This is a genomic window from Thalassotalea sp. ND16A, assembly GCF_000764205.1.
Classification (GTDB): Bacteria; Pseudomonadota; Gammaproteobacteria; order Enterobacterales; family Alteromonadaceae; genus Thalassotalea_A.
This window is the reverse complement of sequence record NZ_JQDZ01000112.1, coordinates 81,108-98,450: the sequence shown is the minus strand read 5'-3', so window position 1 is coordinate 98,450 and position 17,343 is coordinate 81,108. Positions and strand designations below refer to the sequence as shown.

Here is a 17,343-nt window from a genome sequence, read left to right as displayed (position 1 = left end):
CTATTAAGAAATAAACCAAAACAGGAAGGCGCCAAGAATTAGCCGATAAATCACGAATGGCATCATGCCTAATTTGTCGACCAGAATTAAGAAATAATGAATACAGGCATAAGCACTAATGAAAGCCAAAAATGAGCCCATAAATATCGCCTGCCAGTCAACCACATCGACACCGGTAACTAACTTCAGCGTTAAATAACTCCCCGCCATGGCAATGGCCGGGATAGATAACAGAAACGAAAAACGCGCGGCGGCAATGCGGTTTAGCCCCAGCATTAAGCCCATGGTCATGGTGATACCAGAGCGAGAGGTACCCGGAATTAACGCTAACGCTTGCGCTAAACCAATATACATCGCGCCTTTAAAGCCCAAATCATTGATCTCTTTATTTTGCTTGCTTTTAATATCGACAAAGCCCAGTAACAAACCAAAAATAACGGTAGTTAAGGCTATCACCGCGGCAGCACGTAAATGCTCTTCAATAAAGTCTTTACCAAAAAACCCGAATAAACCGGCCGGGATGGTGGCAAACAAAATCCACCAGGCCAATGTGCTGTCATTGCTGTGTTGTTTTTTTACCAGCGAATTTCCCCAGGCAAACATCATGTTGCTGACTTCTTTGCGAAAATAAATCATTACCGCCAGTAACGTACCCACGTGCACTGCAACATCAAATGCCAGGCCCTGATCTGCCCAACCGAGTATTTGCGAAGGCAAAATTAAATGGGCCGAGCTGGAAATGGGTAAAAACTCTGTTAATCCCTGTATTAAGGCCAAAATAATGATTTCTAAAGTTGACATGTTATTGCGCTATTCCTTGATGTTATTGTTTTATTGTTCTGTTTTCTATTGTTCAGTCATTAACAGTTTACTGTCGATATTGACTATTTTGGCCATGAAAATGCAATTTTCTTCAGCTGTTGTTTATTTTTATCGTAGTTTTGCCATAACTGACGATAACTTTGCTGCAGTTGCGGGTGAATTAAATCACCGGCAATTTCAGCAAGAGGTTGTAATACGTAAGCATTTTTAGGAATTTCATTCCGAGGAAGTTGTACCGGGGTGTTGATGATCAAATCATCATACAAGAGTATATCCAAATCCAGTTGTCGCGGGCTGAATTTCTTTGAAAAATCAATTCGGCCTTGTTGTTTTTCTAACTGTTTTAAAATTTCACCGATATAAGATGGCGGTTGCTCGGTTTCTACCATAGCGACCAAATTATAAAAATTTTCCCCAATAAAACCCACCGGCTCACATTCATAAACCGAAGACAGTTGCACCTTACCAAATGTTGCTTTTAATGCGGCAACACCGTTAATAATTTGCTGATCGCGGTCAATATTGCTGCCAATTGAGATATATACTTTCGCCATTAGCTACGAACACCACGTTCAATGATAACCCCTACCGCTGCCGCTGCTTTTACCGCCGTTGGCTTAGCAATTTTCAGCTTTATCCAGCTGATACCAAACTCATCCATTAAATGAGCTGCTAATCGCTCAGCCAAGGTTTCAATTAAATCAACCGGGTTGGCATTGGCAAACTCATCAACTAAGGTAGCAATAACGGCATAATCTAAGGTTTTCGCTAATTCGTCACCCGATGCGGCTTTACTAATATCGGTGCCCAGTTGTAAATCAAACACCAATAACTGTTTTATTTTCTTTTCCCACTCGTAATAACCAATGGTAGTTTGCACTTGCAAACCTTCAATAAAGACAATATCCATAACAAAAACGCCGCCAGTTGTAGAAAAATAAGAGTATAAATAAAATAATGCTGGATTTTACCCTATAGTGCAGTAGAAAAACTACTATTTCACCGGATAGAATGGCAGAATAAATACCATGGTCAATTTTTAATCGACAAACATCGACGAATTCATCACTAACAGGAGGCTAAAATTTTGTTGTTAATGCTGTTAACTTTGTTAATTTTCGTTGCGGCGTACCTGTTAGGTTCGATTTCAAGTGCCATTTTAATTTGTAAAATGCGTGGTTTGCCCGATCCAAGGACTCAGGGCTCTAATAATCCTGGCGCTACAAATGTCCTAAGGATAGCTGGCAAGCCAACCGCCATAGCGGTATTAGTGTTTGATGTGCTAAAAGGCGCAATCCCGGTTTACGGTGCTTATCGGTTAGGGGTAGAACCATTACATTTAGGCTTTATTGCCATTGCTGCCTGCCTTGGTCATATGTATCCAATATTTTTTAATTTTAAAGGTGGCAAAGCGGTGGCGACAGCTTTTGGTGCATTAGCACCAATTAACTGGCTATTTGCGCTGGCGATCGTAGTAACCTGGCTCGTTGTTGCCAAAACCACAAAGTATTCCTCGTTAGCCGCAATTGTTACGGTGTCACTTGCGCCGTTTTACTCTTGGCTGATCAAGCCCCTATATACCAACTCAGTAACTATGCTGTCCTTGCTTATTTTATTTAAACATCGCAGCAATATTGTGCGCTTGTTAAAAGGCACTGAAGATAAAATTCACTAACTACTACTATTTTAGAAACAATAAACCTCGTCATTCCGTTGAAAAACGGAACCTCCTGTCGCGTATAGAGCTTTGAATTCTTCGGTTGGCGGGGTTTCTAACCTCGCGTCATTGCCGCAGGCAACTCACCCTGGCTATCGCCATGACGCGAGAATGAATTCCCGCCAACCACTCGTTTACTCTGGCTATCGCCATGACGCAAGAATGAATTCCCGCCAACCAGTCTAAACCGGCGGCAAGGTATCTAATGGCCAGCGCGGTGTGGCCTTAAAAGTTAAATCGGCAGACACCCCTGATTTTAATCGTTGCATGCCGGCAAAGGCTATCATCGCGCCATTATCGGTGCAAAACTCCGGCCGCGGATAATACACTTTGCCCTTTAGCTTAGTCGTCAGTTGCGCCAACTTTTCTCTTAATGCGGTGTTGGCACTTACGCCACCGGCGATGACTAAGCGATTTAGCTTGGTTTGCTCTAAGGCGCGTTTGCATTTTATTGCCAAGGTATCGATTACCGCTTCTTGAAATGCGTAAGCGATATCTGCTTTGGTTTGTGCACTATCGTCTTGATCACGTACCGTATTGGCAGCAAAGGTTTTCAAACCGGAAAAGCTAAAATCCAGGCCAGGACGATTGGTCATTGGCCGTGGAAACTTAAATCTTCCCGGGGTGCCAGCTTCCGCCATCTTGGCAAGGACCGGACCACCGGGGTAATCTAGGCCAAGTAGCTTTGCGGTTTTATCAAACGCTTCACCGGCGGCATCATCCACTGACTCACCCAACAGTTGATATTTGCCAATGCCATCAACTTCCACCAACATGGTATGGCCGCCAGAGACCAATAACGCCACAAACGGAAATTCTGGCACATCGTCTTCTAGCATAGGCGCCAGTAAATGGCCTTCCATATGATGCACCGGTACCGCCGGTATACCCCAGCCATAAGCAAGAGAGCGACCGATTGAACAGCCTACCAGCAAGGCACCAACCAAACCGGGACCGGCAGTGTAGGCCACGCCATCAAGATCGGCAGGCGTTAAATTCGCCTCGTTTAATGCTTCGGTTATTAACGGAATGGTTTTGCGAACATGATCGCGCGATGCCAGCTCAGGCACTACCCCGCCATAATCGGCATGAACGGCAATTTGCGAATATAAGCGGTGTGCTAAAATGCCTTTTTCGTCATCAAAAATAGCAATACCGGTTTCATCACAAGAGGTTTCAATACCTAAAATTCGCATACAAAATAAGTCCAAGGGTAATTTTTAGGGGATCATAGCGTTCAAAACACAAATTAACCACCAATTTAAGATAAAAATCCTATTTAAAACTTTACATCGGCTTAGGGTTCGGATTAAAATGCTGCACCAATTTTAATCGGCTTGGTTAAATTTTACCAAGCGTCGCAGTATTCACTAGAGGTGAGGGCAAAAATGCCAGTAATTAAAGTAAGAGAAAACGAACCGTTCGACGTAGCATTACGTCGTTTTAAACGTTCATGTGAAAAAGCAGGTATCCTTTCTGAAGTTCGTCGTCGCGAATCTTTCGAAAAACCAACTTGGGAACGTAAGCGTAAGAAAGCTGCAGCTGTTAAGCGTCACGCTAAAAAAGTATCTCGCGAAAACGCTCGTCGCGTTCGTATGTACTAAGACTTAAGACTGAATCTTAAGTTATGAGTTTGTTTGATCAACTCAACGAAGAAATGAAACTTGCCATGCGAGCTAAAGACAAACCACGTCTTGGCGTTATCCGCATGGCAGTGTCAGCTATTAAGCTAGCCAAAATTGATAATCAGGCAGAAATGTCTGAGGCAGATGTTTTAGCGTTAATCACCAAAATGATTAAACAGCGTAAAGAATCTGTTGCCATGTTCACCGACGGTGGACGTGACGATATGGCGGCTAACGAACAAGCTGAAATACTTGTTTTGGAAGAGTTTCTTCCACAAGCATTATCTGCGGATGAAATTGCACAGCTAATTGCTGATGCCATTGCCCAAACCGGTGCTGCCTCAATGGCTGACATGGGTAAAGTGATGGGGATTTTAAAACCGCAAATGCAAGGCAAAGCCGACTTGGGCCAGGTTTCTGGACAGGTAAGAGCAGCCCTGAACGCATAATAATCGTTTCGATCGAAAAAACCGTGCCTTTGGTGCGGTTTTTTTATATGCAAAATCTGATATAGTAATTTGACTATCCTTTTCCTAACTTAAAAATTTTCGTTTTACTCTATGGCTGGAATGATCCCACGCACGTTTATTGATGATTTGTTGGCTCGCACCGATATTGTCGATTTAGTTGATTCTAAAGTAACCTTAAAAAAAGCCGGTAAAAATTATTCTGCCTGTTGCCCTTTTCACAGTGAAAAAAGTCCATCATTTACGGTAAGCCGTGACAAACAGTTTTATCATTGTTTTGGTTGTGGTGCGCACGGCAATGCGATTAGCTTTATTATGGAATATGACCGCTTAGAATTTGTCGATGCCATCGAAGAACTTGCCGGCTATAACGGTGTAGAAGTAGAACGGGAGCAATCAAATCAAACTCCGGCTCAGCAACGTCAACAGCAACTGGCCCATAAGCAAAGATTGGATGATTATGAGTTATTAGCAAAAGTTAGCCAGTTTTATCAACATAACCTGAAAACCCATGCCGACTCAAAAAGCGTGATCGACTACTTAAAAGGTCGAGGCTTATCCGGTGACATCGTCAAACAATTTGGCATTGGCTATTCCGCCGACAGCTGGGACGGGGTGATGAATGCCTATGGCAAAACCGGCCAGGCGGCAGCCCAATTAGTCGATTTGGGCATGGCCATTCAGGGCGATAAGAACCGACCTTACGATCGGTTTCGCGGCCGCTTGATGTTTCCAATAAAAGATAAGCGCGGCCGGGTGATTGGCTTTGGCGGGCGTATTTTATCGGATGGCACGCCAAAATATTTAAACTCCCCCGAAACCCGAATTTATCACAAGGGCCAAGAATTATATGGCCTGTTTGAAGCTAAGCAACACTGTAAAAACCTGCAGCGACTGGTCGTCGTTGAAGGCTATATGGACGTCGTTGCCCTTGCTCAACATGGCATCAATTATGCGGTAGCATCGTTAGGTACGTCCACCAGCGAAGACCAACTGCAAACTATGTTTCGCACGGTAAAAGAAGTAATATGTTGTTACGACGGCGACAAAGCTGGCCGAGATGCGGCGTGGCGCGCAATGGAGAATGCTCTGCCACTCATTAGAGATGGCATTTCGTTAAAGTTTGTCTTTGTACCCGACGGTGAAGACCCGGATACCTTGGTGCGTAAAAACGGCCAACAGGCCTTTGAAACCTTACTCGATGAAGCCAAACCGTTATCAAAGTTTTTATTCGAGCAACTGTTAACCAGTGTCGATCAACACTCATTGGAAGGTAAAGCTGCCCTGCTAGAATCGTTTCAGCCGTACCTGAAAAAATTGCCAGACAGCACCTTAAAAGATTCTATTTTGAACGAACTGGCAAATAAATTTGGTACGGCTTCAGAACAGCAACTAAAAAAACTGAATAAAAATCAATCACCAGCACAGCAACAAGCAAAAAAATCACAAACAAAAGTGACGCCGATCAGATTAGCTATTGCATTATTGCTTGAGCATCCCCATTTAGTAAATAGTCTCCCCGATTTATCGGTGCTAGACCCTATAAACTTGCCCGGAATCGACTTGTTTAAACAGCTTATGCAGCAATGTAAGGCTAACCCAAGTATCACTAGCAGCCAAATAATTGAAAGTTGGCGCGACACCGAGCAAGGAAAAATATTGGCCAAACTGTTAGTGTGGGAACACCATATTGATAGTGAAGCAGCAACAGATGTGTTTGATGATATTTTAGAAAAAATATTTAATACTTTTGTTGAAAACCGTACAGAATTACTGTTACAAAAAGCCCGTTTAGGACAATTAAACTCGTTGGAAAAACAAGAACTTCAGACATTACTGAACAGTTAAGGTGAATAACCACATAAACTGGCGTTTCTTAATTCAACTTGCTATAATTTCGTCCTTTACTATTCGTATTTTGATAGCCATATAGGTGGACTTTCGTTAATGTCTCAAGCCCCACAATCTAGACTTAAAGAACTTATCACAAAAGGTAAGGAACAAGGTTACTTAACTTTTGACGAGGTGAACGATCACCTACCGCAAGACATCATCGATTCTGATCAAGTTGAAGATATTATTCGCATGATCAATGACATGGGTATTCAGGTGTTTGAAAAAGCCCCCGATGCCGATGAATTAATGATGGCCGAAGCAAATACCGATGAAGATGCTGCAGAAGCTGCAGCTCAGGCATTAGCAACTGTTGAGAGTGAAATCGGCCGTACCACCGACCCGGTGCGCATGTATATGCGTGAAATGGGTACCGTAGAGCTGCTGACTCGTAAAGGCGAAATTGTTATCGCCAAACGAATCGAAGAAGGCATACGTGAAGTACAACGCAGCGTTTCAGAATATCCACCTGCAATAAATTACTTATTGGAGCAGTGGGATAACTTTGAAGCCGAAGAAGCGCGTTTAAGCGATATCATCATTGGTTTCTTAGACCCGGATGCCGAAGAAGAAGCGGCACCAACGGCGACTCATGTTGGCTCTGAACTTTCTCAAGACGAATTAGACGATGAAGACAAAACGTCTGATGAAGATGACGAAGATGAAGAAGAGGAAGATACTGGCCCAGATCCAGAGCTTGCTCGTGAAAAATTCACCGAACTTCGTCAGCTTTACGAAGCCGCCAACCAAGTTATCGAAAAAAATGGTCGCAATCATAAAGATTCGCAAACGGCAATCGATGCCATTGCCGAATGCTTTAAAGAATTCCGCTTAATACCAAAATTGTTCGACCGCTTAGTGAAAAACATGCGTGATGTCATGGACCGTGTTCGTGTCCAAGAACGTTTGATCATGAAGCACTGTGTGGTTGGCGCCGGTATGCCAAAAACTCATTTCATCAAAATTTTCCCGGGTCATGAAACCGAAACCCAGTGGTTAGAAGATGAAATTGCCGCCGGCCATGCCTATTCAGAAAAGTTAAAAATTGTTTCTTTCGACATCGAGCGTTGTGTTTATAAACTAACCCACCTTGAAGAAGAAACCTATTTAAGCGTACAAAGCATAAAAGACATCAACCGTAGAATGTCGATTGGTGAAGCGAAAGCTCGCCGCGCGAAAAAAGAAATGGTTGAAGCGAACTTACGTCTTGTGATTTCAATTGCAAAAAAATACACCAACCGTGGTTTGCAATTCCTGGATCTGATCCAGGAAGGTAACATTGGTTTGATGAAAGCCGTTGATAAATTTGAATACCGTCGTGGTTATAAGTTCTCAACTTATGCAACCTGGTGGATAAGACAAGCAATTACCCGTTCAATTGCCGATCAGGCCCGTACTATTCGTATTCCGGTACACATGATTGAAACCATCAACAAGCTAAACCGTATTTCTCGCCAAATGCTGCAAGAGATGGGCCGCGAGCCGACTCCTGAAGAATTGGCAGAGCGCATGGTAATGCCAGAAGATAAAATTCGTAAAGTATTAAAAATTGCCAAAGAGCCAATTTCCATGGAAACGCCAATTGGCGATGATGAAGATTCGCACTTAGGTGACTTTATTGAAGATGGTAGCGGTGAATTGCCGGTAGATGCTGCAACCACCGAGAACCTGAAAAATGCGACTCATGAAGTATTAGCAGGCTTAACCGCCCGTGAAGCAAAAGTACTGAGAATGCGTTTTGGTATCGACATGAATACTGACCATACGTTAGAAGAAGTTGGTAAGCAGTTTGATGTAACCCGTGAGCGTATTCGTCAAATTGAAGCGAAAGCGTTACGCAAACTTCGTCACCCTTCACGCTCTGAGCAACTTAAGAGTTTCTTAGACGGCGAGTAAGCGATAAGCTTAAAGGTATGATAAAAGCCTGCATTTGCAGGCTTTTTTTTGTTATTTTTTAAGCAATTAGCTTCGTTGTGGTTATACTGAAATTATTATTAAAAATGAGCAGATGGTAATAATGGATTATGAGCACAGCAAACAAAAAGAAAGGTTTTTTAAACAGCATCAATCATTTTCGCGGTATCGCCATTATTTTTATTGTGATGGCACACTGTTATCGACCTGCCGGCTGGCAAATAGAAACCCTTAGCGATAAATTTTGGTTTAATATCATGATGAATGGCACGGTATTTTTTGTATTCATTTCTGGCTTCTTATTACACCATGTATTTTACCATCGCTGGGATTATAAGAAATACATGAGCAATAAAACCAAATATGTTTTTTTGCCGTATTTGCTATTATCCCTGCCCTGGATTATTTGGCACATTACTGCCGCTCCCGACCCTACATTGCACGCTTTGCATGCCGAAATTACCGAACCATTTACTGCCGCTAGCTGGTACGTGATTACGGGCCGGGCGTTAACTGCCTATTGGTACATTCCTATGGGCATGATGCTGTTTGCCCTGTCACCAATCGTCATGCTATTAATTAAAAAAAATTGGCTCATAATATTCTCCGTCCCGCTGTTTCTGTTGGCGATGTACATTCATCGCCCGGTATCTAACTTAAACGCCATTCAATCTTTAGTGTATTTCCTGCCGATTTATCTTATCGGTGTCTGGTCTTCCGCTCATCGAGATAAGTTATTCCCGTTTATTGATAAGTATTGGCTGTTAATGCTGATCACAGCGGTTGCTCTAGCGTATATTCAAGCGTACTTTTATGGTGCCGGAGTGTTGAACAAGGCTGCCTTTGAACATACCGTTCCCGATTTAATGTTGCCGCAAAAACTGTTACTTAACTTTGTATTGCTGGCTATTTTAAATAAATTTGAGCACGTTAGTATAAAACCATTGCAGAAACTCGCTGAAGTAAGTTTTGCTATTTACTTTATTCATCCGTGGATCACCACCCCATGGTGGATGATTTACAACAGCCCTGATCTTCTTGGTCTAGCTGGCCAAGGGAATATTCTGACCACATTAGCCGTCACTTTGTTAATCACCTTTATCTCTTACGTTATTGCCATATTAATTAAAAAAATGTTGAATAAACGTAGCCGCTATTTAATCGGCTGGTAGTTTATTTTCATTTATAAACTATTGAAAAATAATGATTTATCTTACTGTGAATAAAGTACATTGGCGGCAAGATAAATTATCTGATTGGCTCAATACTGACTAATAAGAATTTTCCTATGAAACACTATCTACTGCCCTTACTGTTTGCTTGCTTATTTTCTCCAATCACCAGCGCCAAATTTGCCGACGATTATTACGAACTCACGATTTTTGTCGGCGAACGTACTTCCGATAGCTTCGAAGATGATGAAGATCTTGAAGATGGCGAAGAGTCGTTTGAAGTGGATTTTCTCAATGATGCGTCAGCGGGAGCCATATTAGCCTGGCCATTTGATTTTAATCGCCAGGGAGAATTACTGTTCAGTCACTCCAGTACCGAATTTGACGGTGATGTGGACCTTGATGACATGGAGATCAGCATTAGCTATTTGCATCTTGGCGGCAACGTAGCCGTAAGCGGGGGCAAGGTACCCATTGTAATCAGTGGCGGTTTAGGCATAGTGCATTTAGCCCCAGGCGATAACTCTTTAGACAGTGAAACCAGACCTTCTGTCAATTTAGGTGTGGGTGCTCGCTTTGCCATTGCCGATGATGTTACGTTTCGTTTAGATGCGCGACTTTACGCCAGCTTTTTTGACAGCAACGGCTCTATATTTTGTTCTGGGGAAAGTTGTGTCATTCGCACCAATAGCAACCTTTGGTTACAAGGCGAGTTTACCGCCGGATTAACCTATCGATTTTAAAGTAAACACTGTTTGGCCGTAATAAAATTATCTCACGAGCTAGGCGTTAGGGAACAACTCACCTAAACTGATATTATGAAAAATTTTGTGAAAATTACATCCGCCCTATTGCTGGCGCTGATAACAATACATAGCCAAACCGTATTCAGTCATGCCGAGCATGACAAAGCGCGCTATGTGGCGCCTGACGGCGTAGACGCCGGTAGATGCGATAATGTGGCAGCGCCATGTAAAAGCATCAATTATGCCGCCCGGCATGCCAATAAAGGCGATCAAATTCGCTTGAGTAAAGGCAGTTACTCGATTGAAAATGTAGATACGCTGTTTTATTTGTTAAGCGATTTAGTGCCGATTAAAGCGAACTATCAACTTGCCGATAAATTTAGCAAGCAGCAAAAGAGCAATATTACTTATCTCACCGGTGTACCCATAGAGTATGTACAACAGCTTAGTGATAAGGGCTTTACCGTTCTGGTAGACAGCAAGGCCGGCGCTAACTCCAGCAACAATAAAGCCCTGATACAAGCCAAGCTTGCGGCCTATTCGCGTCTGCAAGAAAAACAAAGCAATGTGCCCTGCGATAATGGTTTTGCCGGAGATCACCCCTGTCAGAGCCTCGATTTATTGGCCCATGTGCCACTGAATCAATTCTCTACCAATCCGACAGAAGGCAACGATATTTGGGGCCATTATGATTTAAATGATGGTAAAGAATACGCCATCATTGGCCTCAGCAACGGTATTGGTATCGTTGATGTGAGTGAACCCAGTGCGCCAAATGTAATCACTACTATCGCCAGCGAAACCACCATTTGGCGGGACATCAAAATTTACCAGTACTTTGATGTCAGCATCAACCAATGGCAAAGTTATGGCTATGTTACCGCCGATAGTGCTTCGGTTGGCTTATTGATCTTAGATTTAACGCAACTGCCGAATGCGGTCACGGTGGCAGCAACCGATAAAACCGATTTAAGTGCTCATAACGTTTATTTGAGTAATGTCGATTACTCAACCGGAGTCGCCATAACCGGTAGGCAACCTTACTTGCATATCGCCGGCTCGAATCAAAATGGTGGCGGTTTTAATACCTACAGTCTGGCCAACCCAACCAGTCTGGTGAGCGTTTACAAACCGACAAATAACCGCAGCCAATACACTCACGATGCCTCGTCTATGGTTATCAATGATGAGCGCAAAGACAGCCAATGCGTCAATGGCACCGATCACTGCGAAGTCATGTTTGATTTCAACGAAAACGACTTTCAGTTGTGGGATAAAACCGAAAACAATGCGCCGGCCAAATTAAGCAGCACCAGTTACCCCAATGCTTCTTATGTACACTCAGGTTGGTACAGCGAAGATAAAATGTTCATGCTGGTACACGATGAACTCGATGAACAAGATTTTGGCTTAAACACCACGTTACGGTTATTTGATATTACCGACTTAACCAACCCAACCCCACTATCTACCTTCACCGGCCCTACCGCAGCCATTGACCATAACGGTTATGTGCGCGGTAACCGTTACTACATGTCTAACTATGAGCGTGGTATTACCGTTATTGACCTCACCGACCCGAGCCTACCTGAAGAAGTTGGTTTTTTTGATACCTACCCTATTTCTGACAGCTCTTCCTTTCACGGTGCCTGGGGGGTGTATCCGTTTTTACCCAGTGGCAACATTCTTGCCAGTGATATCAATAGCGGCTTGTATATTTTAAAAGATAATACGCTAGATGTTGCCCAGGGCAGTCTGAGTTTTAGCAACCACAATTATGCCACCAGCGAAGGACAAAGCATTCAAGTGAATGTGCGCCGCAACAATCAGGCACAAGGCAATATCGAGGTTAACTGGGAGCTTGTTACCGGCTCGGCCAACAGCGACGACTTTACTTTGGCCAGGGGCAGCCTAAGCTGGGAAACTCTGGACAGTACCGATAAAACCATCAACATAGACGTTGCCAGCGATAATCTTGCGGAATCCGATGAAGTATTCTTTATTCGCTTGTTTGATCCCCAAAATGGGGCAACGTTAACCAGCCCGAGTTTAGCCACTATCACCATTGCCGCAACTGAAGGCGAAAACGCACCAACAGTTGATGCTGGTAACAATAAAACAGCGCAAGCTGGAACCAGAGTGAACCTCACGGCCACAGCAAGTGATATCGACAACGATGATTTAACCTACCTGTGGCAACAAACTGCGGGCGAGACAATAACCATTAATAACCCAGAGCAATTAAATGCTAACTTTACCGCCCCGCAAGTAAACGATATTTTAACGTTCAGTTTCACCGCAACCGATGCCACTGGCTTGAGTGCCAGTGATACCGTGAGTGTAGAAATTGAAATCATCATCCCCCCCCCAGAAAAACCAAGCTCTGGCGGCGGTAGTTGTTTTTATGGATTATTACTATTAACTGCGGTCATATATCGAAGAAAAGCAAAAAATCGGCTATAAAAACAGCAATCAAACCGACAACGAAAAAATTTTAAACAACAAGTGGTGACAACAAAATAAAAAATGCTTATACTTGCCGCCGCTTTTGGTTATTATCATTGATAACAAATCAAGCAACACTTCTAAATGGCCCCTTAGCTCAGTTGGTTAGAGCACCCGACTCATAATCGGTAGGTCCCCTGTTCAAGTCAGGGAGGGGCCACCATTTTTCCCTTACAAATCTTCGAATTACTTCAGACCGTCCGACTTATGGATTTTGGGTTTGTTCAGATTTTTTTGTGTACTGTATTTAGGGTTTCTGTCAAAGTACGTTGTGAATGTGAACTTCTGAAATACTGATACCGTCAAGAAAGTGGCCTAAGAAAGCATTTAGCTTTAAAATGCGTAACGAACACCCAAAGCACCACTCATGCCAAAATGTACATTGTTATTGGTGTTGCCATGGTTGTCTTGGTCAAAATCTAATTCTGGAGAAAGATGAGCGTAAACATTCCAGTTTTTAGCAAAAGATGACTTTAAACCCAAAGGTGCACGTACGCCATAGCCATCATCAGAACCGATAAAGGCACCTGCGCCAACATACCAATTAAAGGGGAGGTTTCGTCCCAAAGAGCCTTGTTTTAATAAATAGTCGGCACTAAAACCATCATTGCCTGCAAATAGGTTAATATTGTCGAACTCGGCGCTCACGCCGAAACCTTGGTCAAAACCCACACCTACGTTAGGTACAGCATGGGCAGAGGTTAAGCTTAATAAACTAGTTAGCATTAATAAGCTTGTAGTCAGTTTTTTCATAAAGGATATCCGGGGAAAATGCGATAGAATTTGAAGCCGTAGTCTAATAATAATTACCTAGCCTTATTCTCTTAACAAGCTGTATAGTTTTTGAAACTCACGATCTTCAGCTTGGCTACTATGACCTTCAATTAATTTTTCGGCTAACACGTTTAGACGATTTTTAAGTTCTGCATTTGACATAATATTTTCTCGTTAACAAACAGTTGTATTATTTTTAGCAGTTCGCCTGAAAAATATCCGTTATCGAACGGTAATATTTGTAGTTAAAATGTAAAGTTTAAAGTTTCTGAAAGGAAAATTGACCTTATTTTGCTGTTTATAGTAAGCCATTAATAAATAAAAATTTAAACCTAGGAGTTTACGAATTTAAGGTTTGCGAGCCACAATTTGTGCTATCGCTTGTGAACCTAGCTCATCACCTTTACTGACAACGTCTTCAAAGTAGTGCAATACTTCCCAATCAGAAAACTGCTGTAATAATTCATCGTGTTGCAATAAAAAATTTGGATTTTTAGGTCGGCCAAATTGAGGCTGCTTTGTAGTAAAGGTTTCATAGATAACTAATCCACCAGGTTGTATTGAGGTTTTGATTTTTTCGAACAAGGGGCGATGTAAATAACGATAAACGATAACTGCAGCAAAGCATTTATCGACTAAAGGACTATCATCTTCATCTTCAAAGTCCACTTGCCATAGCTTGGCTAGCTCAGTTTTTATAACAGGCAGCGAATTTACACTGGTCTCAGCAATTTTTTGTAGTGACGTTTTATTTATATCAGCAAAAGTAACTGGGATATCATTGCTAACCAGATACAAACCATTTCGACCACTGCCACAAGCCAAATCGAGTACTGAAAGTTCAGTACTTAATCTTTTGATTTCAGTTAAGTACTCAGTCAGTAATGGCGAATGTGGTTCAATGGTGTCGATTTTAGGTATCATCAAATAACTCTAGCTTTTTCTGTGAAAAATGAGTGATAACGCAAATAGCTTAGCGCGTGCGAGATTACCCCAGAAATAATAATCATTATAATACTTTCTCAAAGTACTCTATTAGCATACGTGTGTCGTACCCTATCAACTCATTAGCTTCTCTACCAAATAGTCTGTGAGATAAATAGCTCATATCTTTAATATCTACGGTATCCGCTAGCGTAACGTTACCTGCTACGTCTTTGATTACATACTCGAACGACATGCGTGGGATATATAAATCCTTTAATACACGTATTTCCTGCATGTTGAATCTAGTCTCACCAGCTAAATCAATATCAGTGAAGGTAATATCAATAGTCACATCCGTTTCTTTAAAGTGGTCCGCTAAGGCCTCAGCCAACTTATTAGCGACATTCTGCTCAAAATCAGACTGTATACCAAAGTTACCTGGGTCTATGTCACTAAAGTCACGCGGCTTAATCAATGTTACTGTCGCCAATCCATCAGTAGCTGATACTGTTTCGGGTTCTACAATGGTACTTGAGCACGATGCTAGTAGCGCAACTAGTGTCAGTGTTAATAGCTTTTTCATAATTTTCCTCCTATCTATAAGAGTATAGTATTAGTTGCCAATATTTCAGGGGGGCATAATTATACCAAGTTGATTAAATATCTGCTCATTTTTAATGGTTAAAGAATTGTATGGAACAATTCTTCTTTGCGAAGCAGTTCTAAGAACCGAAGGCATGGATGCCTGAGATAAAACGAATAACTACGGCTTTATAAAATTGATAAGTACGTAAGCATGGATGCTGCAGGTAGAGCGACGCAGGATGCCAAAGCCGAGAATAACTACTGACTAAAATTTATGCATTGTATTTATCCGTTTTTCCTCATGAAAAAGTAGACCACATACTTAATCAAATTGGTATTAGGCAGATTTCCAGATTTTCATCCTTTTGCAGATTTAGCCTAACTCGCTTTCCCTGCCACTCACCATCTGCGCTGAGAAAAACGCATAAAATTCTTGGGCTTATTTATTTTATTATTGATCATTACCATCCAACAACTATATTTACTATATAAGTAATGCCGATTAGTTAGTGCGGTAAGCATGACACTTGGTGATGGAGCAATCGTATGAACATGAAAACACTTTCCTTAGCTCTATTTGTTAGCGTTTGGCTCGTTATGGTTTCATTCAGTGTAAATTCTGAAGCCGATAAGACTCCAAAACTAAGCGAATCAAAAAAACATGTTATTGAACATTGGACGCCAGCTCGCAGAAATCAAGCGATACCCCGTGATTTGGTATTGGATCGAAGCGGAAACGCTTTTTTAAAGGGCCGTAACGGACAACTTACCCCCTATGGATTAGCTAAAGATGACCCCAAGTTCAATCGCAAGCCGGATTCAGGTTCAAAAGATACAACAGCGCCATCCTTTGCTAACATTAACCCGGATGTAGATGCAGAGCCAATTATTGGAGATTCAGCCACTTTCAGCGCCGATATCACAGATGACAGTGGTGTTCGCTCAGCAAAGGTGATCATTCGCTACCCAAGTAGCACTCAAACGCAATCATTTTCAGCCAACCAGACTTCGGGCGATACCTGGTCTGTAACAATCGAAGGTTTTACCGACGGTGATTGGAGCTGGAAAATGGAAGCTAAAGATGGCAGCTCTGGTAAAGGCAATACTGGTGCATTTGCTGATTGGGTCGATTTTACCATCAACACAGCAGGAGTGCCCGTTGATCCGGGCACTGATGATGGTAACACCGTGACCAACTCATCATGGAACAATGGTGGTTCAATTCAAAATGCCGCTGGCAGGCTTTATTTTGAAATGCCAAATAACCGCCGGATGCGACGCTGGAGTGGCTATGTGTGCTCAGGAACGGTAACTAATGATGGCGTTACAGGACGTTCTATAATTATTACCGCTGCTCACTGTGTTTACGATGATATCAATAAAGCCTTCGCCCGCAACGTACTTTTCATTCCCAATCAAGATCAAACCACAGGTTCCGGCACTGATTTAAATTGTAATAACGATCCCATCGGCTGTTGGGTGCCCAGTTTTGGGGTGGTTGATGACGATTGGACCTCACGAACGTTCCCTGACAATATACCTTGGGATTACGCATTCTACGTAGTGGAAGATAGCGGTTCTCACCAAGGGACAGCGGCTAGTTCGGAAACACTTGATCTGGCTGTAAATGGCTTTGATGTATCTTTTGACGACCCAGTTTATGGAGAGTTCACCCATGCCCTAGGCTACTCTTACAGTGATGATCCTAACTTCATGTACTGTGCAGAAGAGCTTACTACCGAGGGGAGTGACAACTGGTGGTTAGCAAGTTGCGACCTATCAGGCGGCTCTTCTGGCGGTCCTTGGATACAACCAATGGACGAAACTACGGGCACGGGTGTTATCATCTCGGTCAATTCCTGGGGTTATACAACGTCATCCGGAATGGCGGGACCAATATTATTTAATACCTCGGCACAATGTGTATTTGACAAGGCTAAAATAACAACAGTGTCGAGCTCAAGCAGCGATGGATATGCCGGTGTAGCAACATTGTGTCAATAAATTAACCGTTATCCCCTTGCTTGCAAAACGGCTGTAAACACAGCCGTTTTAGTTGCTCAGTATTAGCCGAAACATTGGCGCTGAATAAGTACATTCGGTTGGATTACTCTTGATTGCTCCCGCATCATCAATAGGTCCGGTATTCAAGTCAGGGAGGGCCAGCATTTTCTTCAAGTAGTTATTCACTTTTTA

General features: G+C 42.6%; 16 protein-coding genes and 1 tRNA gene. 10 read left to right on the top strand and 7 right to left on the bottom strand.

What is annotated here, in order from left to right:
- Nucleotides 1–3 precede the first annotated feature (3 nt).
- From ND16A_RS03615 to folB, 3 genes are all read right to left on the bottom strand, one after another.
- The gene (locus ND16A_RS03615) at nucleotides 4–801 is read right to left on the bottom strand and encodes an undecaprenyl-diphosphate phosphatase (RefSeq protein WP_033078784.1); all 798 of its coding nucleotides are present in this window, start codon (nucleotides 799–801) and stop codon (nucleotides 4–6) included.
- An 83-nt stretch (nucleotides 802–884) separates the two neighbouring features.
- On the bottom strand, nucleotides 885–1,376 hold the full coding sequence (folK, locus tag ND16A_RS03620) for a 2-amino-4-hydroxy-6-hydroxymethyldihydropteridine diphosphokinase (protein WP_033078783.1): 492 nt from the start codon (nucleotides 1,374–1,376) through the stop codon (nucleotides 885–887).
- Nucleotides 1,376–1,732: a dihydroneopterin aldolase gene (gene folB / locus ND16A_RS03625; RefSeq protein WP_033078782.1), complete on the bottom strand. Its 357-nt coding sequence runs from the start codon at nucleotides 1,730–1,732 to the stop codon at nucleotides 1,376–1,378. The genes folK and folB overlap by 1 nt, the downstream gene beginning before the upstream one ends.
- 189 nt (nucleotides 1,733–1,921) lie before the next feature.
- On the opposite strand from folB, the gene plsY reads away from it, so the two are divergent.
- On the top strand, nucleotides 1,922–2,497 hold the full coding sequence (gene plsY, locus ND16A_RS03630) for a glycerol-3-phosphate 1-O-acyltransferase PlsY (RefSeq protein WP_200880859.1): 576 nt from the start codon (nucleotides 1,922–1,924) through the stop codon (nucleotides 2,495–2,497).
- Between the two features lie 224 nt (nucleotides 2,498–2,721).
- Here plsY and tsaD read toward each other — a convergent pair whose 3' ends face one another.
- Nucleotides 2,722–3,735 carry a tRNA (adenosine(37)-N6)-threonylcarbamoyltransferase complex transferase subunit TsaD gene (gene tsaD / locus ND16A_RS03635; RefSeq protein WP_033078780.1) on the bottom strand — a complete coding sequence of 338 codons (1,014 nt, stop codon included), beginning with the start codon at nucleotides 3,733–3,735 and terminating at the stop codon, nucleotides 2,722–2,724.
- A 192-nt stretch (nucleotides 3,736–3,927) separates the two neighbouring features.
- On the opposite strand from tsaD, the gene rpsU reads away from it, so the two are divergent.
- From rpsU to ND16A_RS03670, 8 genes are all read left to right on the top strand, one after another.
- Entirely contained in the window at nucleotides 3,928–4,143 is a 216-nt protein-coding gene (rpsU, locus tag ND16A_RS03640; RefSeq protein WP_033078779.1) for a 30S ribosomal protein S21, read from the top strand.
- Between the two features lie 23 nt (nucleotides 4,144–4,166).
- A complete protein-coding gene (locus tag ND16A_RS03645) occupies nucleotides 4,167–4,613 on the top strand; it encodes a GatB/YqeY domain-containing protein (RefSeq protein WP_033078778.1) in 447 nt (148 codons plus the stop codon).
- A 111-nt stretch (nucleotides 4,614–4,724) separates the two neighbouring features.
- Nucleotides 4,725–6,479, top strand: coding sequence for a DNA primase (gene dnaG / locus ND16A_RS03650; protein ID WP_033078777.1), 1,755 nt, complete (start codon nucleotides 4,725–4,727; stop codon nucleotides 6,477–6,479).
- Between the two features lie 99 nt (nucleotides 6,480–6,578).
- A complete protein-coding gene (gene rpoD / locus ND16A_RS03655; protein ID WP_033078776.1) occupies nucleotides 6,579–8,420 on the top strand; it encodes an RNA polymerase sigma factor RpoD in 1,842 nt (613 codons plus the stop codon).
- Nucleotides 8,421–8,548: 128 nt separating this feature from the next.
- Complete coding sequence (locus ND16A_RS03660) at nucleotides 8,549–9,610, top strand: acyltransferase family protein (protein WP_033078775.1); 1,062 nt, start codon at nucleotides 8,549–8,551, stop codon at nucleotides 9,608–9,610.
- 116 nt (nucleotides 9,611–9,726) lie between these two features.
- Complete coding sequence (locus ND16A_RS0119620; RefSeq protein ID WP_052073260.1) at nucleotides 9,727–10,353, top strand: outer membrane protein; 627 nt, start codon at nucleotides 9,727–9,729, stop codon at nucleotides 10,351–10,353.
- 87 nt (nucleotides 10,354–10,440) lie between these two features.
- Nucleotides 10,441–12,819, top strand: a complete 2,379-nt coding sequence (locus ND16A_RS03665; RefSeq protein WP_160173541.1) for a choice-of-anchor B family protein — start codon at nucleotides 10,441–10,443, stop codon at nucleotides 12,817–12,819.
- 128 nt (nucleotides 12,820–12,947) lie between these two features.
- A tRNA-Ile gene (locus ND16A_RS03670) sits at nucleotides 12,948–13,024 on the top strand.
- Between the two features lie 170 nt (nucleotides 13,025–13,194).
- On the opposite strand, the gene ND16A_RS03675 is transcribed toward ND16A_RS03670, so the two are convergent.
- The 3 genes from ND16A_RS03675 to ND16A_RS20395 all read right to left on the bottom strand — a co-directional run bounded on the left by ND16A_RS03675 (nucleotide 13,195) and on the right by ND16A_RS20395 (nucleotide 15,145).
- Nucleotides 13,195–13,614, bottom strand: a complete 420-nt coding sequence (locus ND16A_RS03675; protein WP_033078774.1) for a hypothetical protein — start codon at nucleotides 13,612–13,614, stop codon at nucleotides 13,195–13,197.
- A 369-nt stretch (nucleotides 13,615–13,983) separates the two neighbouring features.
- Complete coding sequence (locus ND16A_RS03680) at nucleotides 13,984–14,559, bottom strand: tellurite resistance protein (RefSeq protein ID WP_033078773.1); 576 nt, start codon at nucleotides 14,557–14,559, stop codon at nucleotides 13,984–13,986.
- 85 nt (nucleotides 14,560–14,644) lie between these two features.
- A complete protein-coding gene (locus ND16A_RS20395; protein ID WP_052073258.1) occupies nucleotides 14,645–15,145 on the bottom strand; it encodes a DUF3016 domain-containing protein in 501 nt (166 codons plus the stop codon).
- A 548-nt stretch (nucleotides 15,146–15,693) separates the two neighbouring features.
- Between ND16A_RS20395 and ND16A_RS03685 the strand changes: the two genes are divergently transcribed.
- Nucleotides 15,694–17,151 carry a hypothetical protein gene (locus tag ND16A_RS03685; RefSeq protein WP_033078772.1) on the top strand — a complete coding sequence of 486 codons (1,458 nt, stop codon included), beginning with the start codon at nucleotides 15,694–15,696 and terminating at the stop codon, nucleotides 17,149–17,151.
- Nucleotides 17,152–17,343 lie beyond the last annotated feature (192 nt).